Genomic DNA, 9745 nt, shown 5'->3' with positions numbered 1-9745 from the left:
ATCTGGACGCTTGTCCATCTCAATCTCGGAAGACAGTTAACTCCGAGCAGATTTGTGCGCGCGACCACAATCAAGGTCGCTATGTGAGCTACCGCACTTTCGGATGTGCAGACTATGAGCCGGAACGTTGCATCCGCGTTGCATCGGCGCCGAGGCGGCGATCGAGCACCCGAATCTTGGCCTCGATCTGCGCATACAGCGGAGAATCGCGATCTACTACCGACCGGTACGCGGCCCATGCCGCGGCGTCGTCGCGGCCCTCCGCGCCCGCGGTCCACCGCCGCAACACCGAGGCCTCGCGCGAACCGAGAACCGCGGCGCGCAACCGGACGCGCAGTTCGTCACGAATATCGATAATTCCCGGAGCGGTGGAACGCGGCAGCACCGGACCGGCATAGAGACGTAATGCGGAATCGACATCACCGGAATCCAGCGCGGCCCGCAGCGCCTCCACATCGGTTGCGACGTGGACGCGCAACTTGTATGGGCGCGAGCCGAATACGGTCGGTCCGACCACCGAGCGCAGCCGGGACATGGCGGCGCGGATCGTTCCGTTGTCCAGGTCGGTGTCGTCCAGCAGCAGCGCGAGGTGGTCCGCTCCGAGCCCTTCCGGATGTTCGGCCAGCAGCAGCAGGATCTCGGCGTGCCGCTGCGACAACGGAACTCGGTCGCCCGCGATGGTCAACTGCGGCTGGCCGAGACCGAGCACGTCGAGTCCGAGCCCGCGCGACTCGGCGGGCGCCGCGGGTTCGGGCCGGTCCCGTCCCGGCCCGCCGTGCCTGCCCGAGCGCATCGCGCTGAGCAGGAGGTCCATCTCCGCCGCGGTGGCCGTCGCCTTGACCAGCGCCAGTATCTCCGGCTTCGCCACCCGCACACCGCCGGCTATCACCAGGACACCGACCAGCCTGCCGTCCGGATCGTGCACGGGCGCCGCGGCGCCGGTGATCTGGTGCATGCGGTGCAGGAAGTGCTCGGGACCGTGGATCCAGGCGGCGCGGCCGGTGCGGACCACCAAGCCGACGGCATTGGTGCCGACCCGGCGCTCACTCAGATCGTCGCCCGCGCGCAAACCGATTTCGGCGGCGGCGGCGACTTGCTCGGGTTTGCCGTGCACCCAAAGGACTCGGCCGAATTGGTCGGCGATCAAAACGATCAAGCAGGTGCGGGCCGCGTCCTCGACGAGCAATTTGTCGACGAGCGGCATCAGGGCGGCCATTGGATGGGCGTCGCGGTAGCGTTGCAGATCGGCGCCGCGCAGGCCGCGCTCGCTGAGCACGTCCATTGGATCGACGCCGCTACGCAGGCTGCGCAGCCAGGATTCCAGCACGAGCGGACGCAGCAGACCGGCTAGCTGCGACAGCTGTTCGCCACCCGCGCTAAGATATCCGTGTGCTTGTGCGGCATAGGCTTCCAAAGCGCCGAGTTGCGTGCCGGGTTCGACGCCGTGCCGTGGGGACCGCCCACCTGCAAGATTGCTGACCATTTGCCTTTCTTTCCGCCACAAACTGTACCGGCGCGTATTCAGGGGTAAGGGCGGTTATTCCGGTTTGTCCGCCAGCTCACACCCGGGGCGGACCTCCTCATTTTGTGACCCATTCGTCTTTCACTTCACGATGTGAGCCAGCCCGCGGCGTGTTCGGCGAGCATCACCGCCGTGGCCTGCGGTCCTCGACTCAGCGGCACCGGAACCACCGACAGATCCACCACGGACAAGCCGCTCACCCCGCGCACCGCGCACCGCGCGTCGACCACCGCGTGCTCGTCCCGCTCGCCGCCCATCCGGCAGGTTCCCGAGAGATGTTGCGAGGTGGAAAGATTCGCGCGGAGCCAGGCGTCGTCGCCGCCCTCCGGCGGCGGGCGACACGGGTACGCACCCGGTATTCGTCGCAGCACATCCGCGGCCAGTGCGACGGCCTCCCGCAACCGCGCGCGATCGGCCGAACCCGCGAGGTAGCGGTGCTCGATCCGGAGCGGGGCGAGCGGATCGGGGCCGCGCAATCGCAACACACCAGCGGACTCGGGACGCATCAGCGCGACGCCCATGCGGTGCCGGTCACCGGCGAACGGGACTGTGTAAGGCCGGATTTCGATGTCGTCGAGACTCAGCACGTACTCCAGCGGCACCGCGGCGGGCGTCGGAACGTCGAGCTGGTATTCGAGACCGATCTCGGGATGATCGTCGAACCGGGCGCCGACAGGCGACGACGCGACGACCGGTATGCCGAGCGCCCGGAGCTGGTCCGGCGGACCGATCCCGGACCGCAGCAGCAACGCCGCCGACTCCACGGCACCCGCGCACAGCACGATCCGATCGGCCGTCGTCGTGCCGGTGGTCTCGCCGAGCTTGTACTCGACGCCGACCGCCCTGGTACCGCGGAAAAGGATGCGCGACACCACAATTCCGCCCCGCACCGTCAGATTCGGACGGCCGAGCGCAGGCAGCAGATAAGCCGACGCGGTGCCGACCCGCGCACCGCCGTCGACATTGCACGGCACCGGGCCAACGCCTTCGGCGGGACCCGTCCCCGGCAGCGCGTTCAAATCGGGCACCTCGGCGAAGCCCGCGGCGCGCGCCGCCGCGGCGAACTCGCGACTCACCGGCGTCGGTACGGCCGTGCGGCGCACCGGGATCGGGCCGCCGCGACCGTGGCCGGGCCGGTCGCCGTAGTCGCGGTCGTCCTCCAGCTTGCGATAGGCGGGCAGCACGGACTCGAAGGACCATTCCGCCGCCCCGCCGAGCGCCGCGCTCCACGCCGCGAAATCGGCCGAGGGCGCGCGCACGAAATAGCTGCCGTTGATCGTGCTCGAGCCGCCGAGCGCCCGCCCGCGCACCAGGTTTCCCTCGACGGCGCGAGCGTCGTCCGAGCTCGCCGCCAGCGTCGCGGAATACCGCCACAGCCACCGCGACTCCGGCCCGATCGGCAGCCGCGTCGCATCGCGCAGCGCCGCGGGCATGTCGGCCGCGGCCGACCACACCGGGCCCGCCTCCAGCAGGCGCACGGTGTGGTCCGGCTGTTCGCTCAGCCTTGCCGCGAGCACGCAGCCCGCGGTGCCGCCACCGACGATCAGGGTGTCGACCATAGGAACCAGCTCATCCGACGGGCGGGCCGTCGGCCCGGCAAACAACGATCAGCGCGGTGGCGCGGTGGATTTCACCGCGACGGCGCCGTGGGTTTGAGCGACTCGACGCTGCGCGCCCGGTAGGCGCCGAGCCAGAGCCCGGTGCCGTAGGCGATGTCGTCGAGGCGCTTGTAGGCCAGGTAGCGGAACGGGTCGAGCCCGCCCGCGTCGCGGTGGGTGAACCAGTCGGCGAGGCCGTCGGCCACCGCCATGGTCACCGCGATCCGCCGGATACGCCGGGAGACCAGCATCGCGAGCACGGTCACCGGCCAGTAGTGCCTGCACATCGCCGACGCCAGCCGCCACAGCCCCGCGAAGAACCCGCGGGCGAGGTAGATGGCCGCGATGCGCGTCGGGTTGTCCAGCGCGGTGAACACCCGGCGCAGCCGCGCGAGCGCGGTGGCCAGGGTGACGATGCCGCCGAACAGGCCCCACTTCGTCATCGTCCCGAACAGCACCGCGGCGAGCACCGTCCAGGACGGCACCGACAGCGGTGAGACCATGCCATTGCCGTGCCGCTCGCCGAGCGGCGCCGCGCCGGTGCCGTAGAACAGCTTTCGCCCGAACCAGGACGGGAACGAGACGCGGTGATCGTGCGCCACGTGCGCGGCGGGCTCGTAGCGCAGCCGCCAGCCCGCCCGCTCCAGCCGCCAGCACAGGTCCACGTCCTCGGCGACCCGCATGGTCTCGTCGAAGCCGCCTTCGGCGAGCAGCGCCTGCCGCCGCACCAGCAGCGCGGCGCTCGGCACGTACGAGACAAGGCCGCGGGATTGCACGGCCGCTTCCCGCCTGCCCAGGTCGAGCGAGGAGCGGGTGTGCTCGTAGCGGGCCAGCGCGTTGGACTCCGGATCGAGCGCCACGATGCGCGGTGCGACGAGCGCGACCTCGGGATCGCTGAAGTGCCCGAGCATCACCTCGAGCCAGCCGCTGCGCGGCACCACGTCGGAGTCGAGGAAGGCGACGAATTCGCTTGTCGCCGCCCGCAGCCCGGCATTGCGGGCCGCCGCGGGACCCTGCCGCCGGTCGTGGCGCAGCACGGTGACCCGGCAGCGGGTGCCCCGCGATTCGGGAATCCGCACCGGTTGGTCGGAGCCGTCGTCCACGACGATCACGTTGTGGCCGCGCAGCGCAGCCAACAGCCGGGCAAGGCCGTCGGCGTTGTTGTGCAGCGGCACGATGACGGTCACGTCGTCGGGCGAAGGCAGCAGTTGCGGCCGCGGGTTGGCGACTCCGGAATCGAGCAGCCGTCTGGCAACAACCGCCGACTTGGGGTCGGTGACCTCGAGGTACCCGTCGCCGATCATCTCGGCGGCCTCCGGGGCAAGTCGCAGCAACCTGGCGGGTGAGCCCCCGATCAGGATGCGTCCCCCGGAGTATGCGCGTACCCGTGGATCGATCCGTACCCCGAAGCCGTCGGGCAGTCGATCATGGCGCATTCCTGGCATGCTAGGCGGAGATTCGCGCGCGGGCATCATCGGTCCCGAAAAAAGGATCGAATTCCGCGCGAATAGGCCCGTGACCGTGCGCCGCCCGCACCGCGGCGTGTTGCGGTGAAGTTGCGGACACCTCGATCGCACTGTGTAGCAACATGTCGGCTATTCATCGACCGACCCTCGATCCGCTGCGCTCGCCGGCTGGCAGCGCACGGCTGGCAACCGGCGGGTGATCATGCCAGGGGACTCTCGTCACAGGCGCGCGACGGACGCCGGGCCGAGAGGGTGAGCGGGATCGGCCCCGCCTTGCGTGCCGTGCCTCGGCGCGGCGCCGCCCGGCGCGAGTGGTCCACCGTGGAGCGGGGAATGGTCCGTCCGGTGTCGGCAAGCGCGGCCTCGCCGTAGCCCTGCACGCACTCCGGGTCCGGTCCGTCGGCGGGCAGTCCGGTGAAGAACTTCGCCGCCATGCAGCCGCCGCGGCAGGCGTCGTAGTGCGCGCATCCAGAGCAGGCGCCGCCGCCGCTCGGCGCGCGCAGCTCGGAGAACAGCTGCGAGGTCTGCCACACGGCGCGAAAACCGCCGTCGGACACCACGTTTCCGGCCAGGAAGCGGTCGTGGATGGCGAACGGGCAGGCGTACACGTCGCCCACCGGGTCGACGAGGCAGACCACGCGGCCCGCGCCGCACATGTTCAGACCGGGCAGCGCCTGCCCGAAGGCCGAGAGGTGGAAGAACGAGTCGCCCGTCAGCACGCCCTCGCCGTTGCGCAACAGCCAGTCGTAGAGCACCCGCTGCTGGTCCGGCGTGGGATGCAGCTCGTCCCACACGTCCGCGCCGCGACCGGAGGGCCGCAGGCGGGTGAGACGCAATGTCGCGCCGTACTTTTCGGCGATCGCGCGGAACTCGTCGAGCTGGCCGATGTTGTGCCTGGTCGCCACGACGGAGAGCTTCGCATCCTTGAAACCGGCGGCGGACAGGTTCTCCAGCGCCCGGATAGCCATGTCGTAGGAGCCGGGTCCGCGCACCGCGTCGTTGACCGCCGCGTCCGCGCCGTCCAGCGAGATCTGCACGTCCACATAGTCGCTCGCGGCCAGCCGGGCCGCGACATCCGGCGTGATGCGAACACCGTTGGTGGAGAACTTGACTCCCACGTTGTGCGCGGTCGCGTAGTCGACCAGCTCCCAGAAGTCCGGGCGCACAGTGGGTTCACCGCCGCCGATGTTGACGTAGAACACCTGCATGCGCTCGAACTCGTCGATCAGCGCCTTGCACTGCTCGGTGCTGAGCTCGCGCGGATCGCGACGCCCGGACGACGAAAGACAGTGCACGCAGGACAGATTGCAGGCGTAGGTGAGTTCCCAGGTGAGGCAGATCGGCGCGGCGAGGCCGCTCTCGAAACGATCGACGAGCCGCACCGCCCGATCGGCTTGCGACGCGGCACCGGCGGACGCGGCGCTCGATGATGCAGCGCCGCCCGACCGCGGGACCACCCCCGCATCCGGCCGGACGGCCTGCGCCAGCGCGGGCTTGGCTCCCGCGGCGCCGGCCGAATGCACCGGCGCGCCGATGATCATGTCACCTTCGGCGAGTTGCGCGAGCGCCCGCACGTACGGCGCGGCGCCTTCGTCGGCCACACCTGCCGCGCGCAGGGCCGAACGTGCCGACGCGTGCTCCGGCAGCGACCGCACGATCTCGACGACGCGCGGACTCTTCAGGAACGAGAGCTTGCGCGTGCCGAAGTGGTAGAGCAGCGCGCCGAAGGGTTCGGGCCGCAGCGCCACCCTCGGATGGAGTTGCCATCGGGCATCGAGATCGAGCATGCCGGTCGCCCCGTCAGTAGACGCCGCACATGCCGTCGATGGACACCTCTTCGATGAGGCTCTCCTCGACGAGCTCCGCTTCGTCGGTGTCGCTCGGTGCGATGAACTGATGCGGCATGAGAACCTCCGAGTTGACGACGGAACGCGACCACCTGTGTAGTCCCTGTCACACCATAGCGACAAGCCCCGCAAAAGTGAAACACGTTCCAATCGATGGGACCCACCCTTCCCTATCGCCGCACCAGTGCGCCCCAACCGCCGGTCGCGCGGGCACCGGCCGCACCCCCACCGGTCGACAGCGCCGCACTCTAGACTTCGGGTGTAGCGCAGCTGAACAGAACGTGACGGGCGGCACATGCCCGCGGCAGTAGAGGTGGCATGGGAGTCGGTCGAATGCAGGCGAGCGGGGGCGGAAACACACTGTCGGAGTCCGAGATCGTCGAGGCCGCGCTGCGCGTGGTTCGCGCGGATGGCGTGGAAAAGCTGTCCATGCGGCGACTTTCCCGCGAACTCGGCGTCTCCCCCATGGCGCCGTACTACTACGTGGCCGACAAGCGCGAGCTGCTCGACCTCGTCGCCAGCGCCGCACTCACCGGAGTGCGCAAGCCACCGCCGGAATCCGGGCCCTGGCAGCAGCGCCTGCGCGAACTCATCGATCAGATCGATGAGAAACTGCGCAAGCACCCCGGGCTCGGCGATGTGCTCATCGAGCAGATGCTGGGCAAACAGCTCGATCTGATCGCAGCCATCATGGAGATCCTGTTCGAGGCGGGGTTCTCCGACCGCAACGTGCTCGCCGCCTACGCGACGATCCACACCTACCTGTTCGGCCGCAGCCGGGTGAACCCGCGCGACCGTGCCCCGCTGTCGGAAGTCGCGCTGCCGGAGTCGGTGGAGCGGGCCACGAAGTACATATCCGACCTGCGCGGCAAGTACGCCTACGACTTCGGCATGGAGGTGCTGATCGCCGGTCTCGAGGCCCAGCTTGTCCACCAGCCGGACCGCGACGTACGATGAAACTGAAACACGTTCTAGTTTTGTCGGTGGCCGCCGGACCAGCGGCCGCCGACGGTGCCGGATTCGAGAGGACGTCATGACAACCGTCGAAGTTCCCCACGGCTCGCGCTCGTTCGTGCTGCGGGTTGCCGCGGTCATCGCCGAGACGGCCGACACCAATTCGCTGGTCTTCGACGTCCCCGACGAGTTGCGCGAGAAGTTCCAGTACAAGCCGGGCCAGTTCCTCACGCTGCGCATCCCCAGCGACCTGACCGGCTCGGTGGCCCGCTGCTACTCGCTGGCCAGTTCGCCGCACACCGACGACCAGCCCAAGGTCACCGTGAAGCGCACCGACGGCGGGTACGGCTCGAACTGGGTGTGCGACAACGTGAAAGCGGGCGATCAGCTCGAGGTGCTGCCGCCCTCCGGCGTCTTCACACCGAAGAACCTCGACGAGGATCTGCTGCTGTTCGGCGCGGGCAGCGGCATCACGCCGGTCATGTCGATCCTGAAGTCCGCGCTGGCCCGCGGCAACGGCAAGATCGTGCTCGTCTACGCCAACCGCGACGCGGAAACCGTGATCTTCGCGCGCGAACTGCGCGAGCTCGTCGAGAAGCACCCGCAGCGGCTCACCGTGATCCACTGGCTCGAGCCGCTGCTCGGCCTGCCGACCGCCGACACGCTCGCCACCCTGGTCGCGCCCTACACCGGCTACGAGGCGTTCATGTGCGGGCCGAAGCCGTTCATGGACCGGGTGCACGACGCGCTCGGCAGCCTCGGCGTTCCGCGCTCGCGCACGCACGCCGAGGTGTTCAATTCCCTCGCCGGAGACCCGTTCGCCGACCAGGCGCCGGTCGAGGTGAGCGACGAGGAGGCCGCCGACGCGGCGACCGTCGAGGTGGAACTCGACGGCGAGGTGCACGAGCTGAGCTGGCCGCGCAAGCAGACGCTGGTCGACATCATGCTCGCCAAGGGTCTCGACGTGCCCTACTCCTGCCAGGAGGGCGAGTGCGGGTCCTGCGCCTGCACGGTGCTCGAGGGCAAGGTCGAGATGGAGAACGCCGAGATCCTCGACCCCGAGGACATCGAGAACGGGTACATCCTCGGCTGCCAGGCGCGGCCGGTCACGGATCGCTTGCGCATCCAGTTCTGAGCGAAGCGTGGGTGCGCGTGGTGCTCGAGCGACGCGGGCCCCTGCGCGATGCGATCTTTTTGCCACGCACTCGACCCAGCGGCCGAGTGGCCGGCACCATGCGGTCCCCCGGCCGCTAGGTTGTCGGGCGCTGAGGACCGTGCGATCTCCGGGCCGCGCGGCGCTCGATGCGGTCCGGTCGCCGGGCGGCGCAGACGGCTAGGTGGTCAGCGCGCGGCTCGGTAGGCGCTGCGCTCGGATGCTTCGAGGTGTTCGGTGGCGTAGCCGAGCGCGGTGCGGCCCATTCGGGGTGCGTGCTCGTCCAGGAAGCCGGTCAGCAGTGCACGGTCGATGCGCTTGCCGACCTCGCGGAGCATCCAGCCGACCGCCTTCTGGATGAGGTCGCGGCGGTCGGTCAGGAGTTGTTCGCAGAGCTGGAAGGTCGTGCTCGGGTCGCCCGCCTTGATGAAGGCGAAGGTGGTCAGCAGGGCGACGCGGCGCTCCCACAGCGAATCCGCGGCGGCCAGTTCGAAGAGCAGATCCCGCGGCCGGTCCAGCAACCACGGGCCGAGGACGTTCTCGGCGGACACGTCGACGAGGTCCCAGTTGTTCACCCGGCCGCGGCGCACGGCGTCCAGGTACAGCCGCACCATCTTCTCCTGTCCCGCCACGTCGAGCGTGCGCGGCTTGGCCGCCTTCGCGAAGCGTGCGTTCAGGATGACCAGACCGGCGAGGCGCTCCTCGTGCACGGCGCTGTCGAGCAGGTCGTCGATCTCGGTGAGGTCCAGTGCGGCAAAGCGTTTGGCGACCGCGCGGGTCGTCGGGACGCGCACCCCGATGAACACGTCGCCCTCGCCGTACTCACCGGGACCGGTCTTGAAGAAGCGCTGGAGATGGATCGCATCGGCGGGGTCGGCGACCTCGGCGAGCGCCTGCCGCACATCCGCCGCGGTCGGCGCGGTTTCGATCATGAACAGCCCTCCGATTCCTCGGCATAGCGCGGGATCCACTCGACCACACCCATTTCAGCACGAGCCGCCGAACCATTAGTCGCGGTACCCGTTGCGGTTCTTGCCATTCCAGTCGCCCGGCTCGACTAGGTTGGCCCACCTCCAGCTCAGGGGCGATGCGGACACCGTTGGTCCGGTCCGTATCGCGCCGGGAAAGGAGGTGACGGGTTGGCGAAACATCGCCGGAAGAAGAGCACGACCCCGGTCGATTACGGCATTGTCCTGTGCGGGGCT

General features: G+C 69.4%; 8 protein-coding genes and 1 pseudogene. 2 read left to right on the top strand and 7 right to left on the bottom strand.

Going from position 1 to position 9745, the window contains the following annotated elements:
• Positions 1–112: 112 nt before the first annotated feature.
• The 6 genes and pseudogenes from NAM01S_RS12280 to mftA form a co-directional block, all read right to left on the bottom strand.
• Positions 113–1483, bottom strand: a complete 1371-nt coding sequence (locus NAM01S_RS12280) for a GAF domain-containing protein (protein ID WP_067784059.1) — start codon at positions 1481–1483, stop codon at positions 113–115.
• Positions 1484–1608: 125 nt separating this feature from the next.
• Complete coding sequence (gene mftG, locus NAM01S_RS12275) at positions 1609–3081, bottom strand: mycofactocin dehydrogenase MftG (RefSeq protein ID WP_067784058.1); 1473 nt, start codon at positions 3079–3081, stop codon at positions 1609–1611.
• A 71-nt stretch (positions 3082–3152) separates the two neighbouring features.
• Positions 3153–4556, bottom strand: a complete 1404-nt coding sequence (gene mftF, locus NAM01S_RS12270) for a mycofactocin biosynthesis glycosyltransferase MftF (protein ID WP_067784057.1) — start codon at positions 4554–4556, stop codon at positions 3153–3155.
• Between the two features lie 230 nt (positions 4557–4786).
• A complete protein-coding gene (gene mftC, locus NAM01S_RS12265; protein WP_067784209.1) occupies positions 4787–5968 on the bottom strand; it encodes a mycofactocin radical SAM maturase in 1182 nt (393 codons plus the stop codon).
• 213 nt (positions 5969–6181) lie between these two features.
• Positions 6182–6373, bottom strand: a pseudogene (gene mftB, locus NAM01S_RS36530) (mycofactocin biosynthesis chaperone MftB); the annotation flags it as partial.
• A 13-nt stretch (positions 6374–6386) separates the two neighbouring features.
• Positions 6387–6491, bottom strand: coding sequence for a mycofactocin precursor MftA (gene mftA / locus NAM01S_RS12260; RefSeq protein ID WP_067784055.1), 105 nt, complete (start codon positions 6489–6491; stop codon positions 6387–6389).
• A 260-nt stretch (positions 6492–6751) separates the two neighbouring features.
• Between mftA and mftR2 the strand changes: the two genes are divergently transcribed.
• Both mftR2 and NAM01S_RS12250 read left to right on the top strand, forming a co-directional pair.
• The gene (gene mftR2 / locus NAM01S_RS12255; protein ID WP_245910086.1) at positions 6752–7390 is read left to right on the top strand and encodes a mycofactocin system transcriptional regulator MftR2; all 639 of its coding nucleotides are present in this window, start codon (positions 6752–6754) and stop codon (positions 7388–7390) included.
• A gap of 76 nt (positions 7391–7466) precedes the next feature.
• Positions 7467–8522 carry a ferredoxin--NADP reductase gene (locus tag NAM01S_RS12250; RefSeq protein WP_067784054.1) on the top strand — a complete coding sequence of 352 codons (1056 nt, stop codon included), beginning with the start codon at positions 7467–7469 and terminating at the stop codon, positions 8520–8522.
• A gap of 206 nt (positions 8523–8728) precedes the next feature.
• Here the strand turns inward: NAM01S_RS12250 and NAM01S_RS12245 are convergent, their stop codons facing one another.
• Positions 8729–9472 carry a DNA alkylation repair protein gene (locus tag NAM01S_RS12245; RefSeq protein ID WP_067784053.1) on the bottom strand — a complete coding sequence of 248 codons (744 nt, stop codon included), beginning with the start codon at positions 9470–9472 and terminating at the stop codon, positions 8729–8731.
• Positions 9473–9745: the final 273 nt, after the last annotated feature.

The organism is Nocardia amikacinitolerans NBRC 108937 (assembly GCF_001612615.1).
GTDB classification, from domain to species: domain Bacteria; phylum Actinomycetota; class Actinomycetes; order Mycobacteriales; family Mycobacteriaceae; genus Nocardia; species Nocardia amikacinitolerans.
Note: the sequence above shows the minus strand (reverse complement) of the source record. Positions and strands in the feature narration are given on the sequence as shown.

Excerpts from the sequence above, each read along its gene's own strand:
- NAM01S_RS12280 (WP_067784059.1), bottom strand. The coding sequence starts at position 1,483 with ATGGTCAGCAATCTTGCAGGTGGGCGGTCCCCACGGCACGGCGTCGAA.
- mftG (WP_067784058.1), bottom strand. The coding sequence starts at position 3,081 with ATGGTCGACACCCTGATCGTCGGTGGCGGCACCGCGGGCTGCGTGCTC.
- mftA (WP_067784055.1), bottom strand. The coding sequence starts at position 6,491 with ATGCCGCATCAGTTCATCGCACCGAGCGACACCGACGAAGCGGAGCTC.
- NAM01S_RS12245 (WP_067784053.1), bottom strand. The coding sequence starts at position 9,472 with ATGATCGAAACCGCGCCGACCGCGGCGGATGTGCGGCAGGCGCTCGCC.
- mftF (WP_067784057.1), bottom strand. The coding sequence starts at position 4,556 with ATGCGCCATGATCGACTGCCCGACGGCTTCGGGGTACGGATCGATCCA.
- NAM01S_RS12250 (WP_067784054.1), top strand. The coding sequence starts at position 7,467 with ATGACAACCGTCGAAGTTCCCCACGGCTCGCGCTCGTTCGTGCTGCGG.
- mftR2 (WP_245910086.1), top strand. The coding sequence starts at position 6,752 with ATGGGAGTCGGTCGAATGCAGGCGAGCGGGGGCGGAAACACACTGTCG.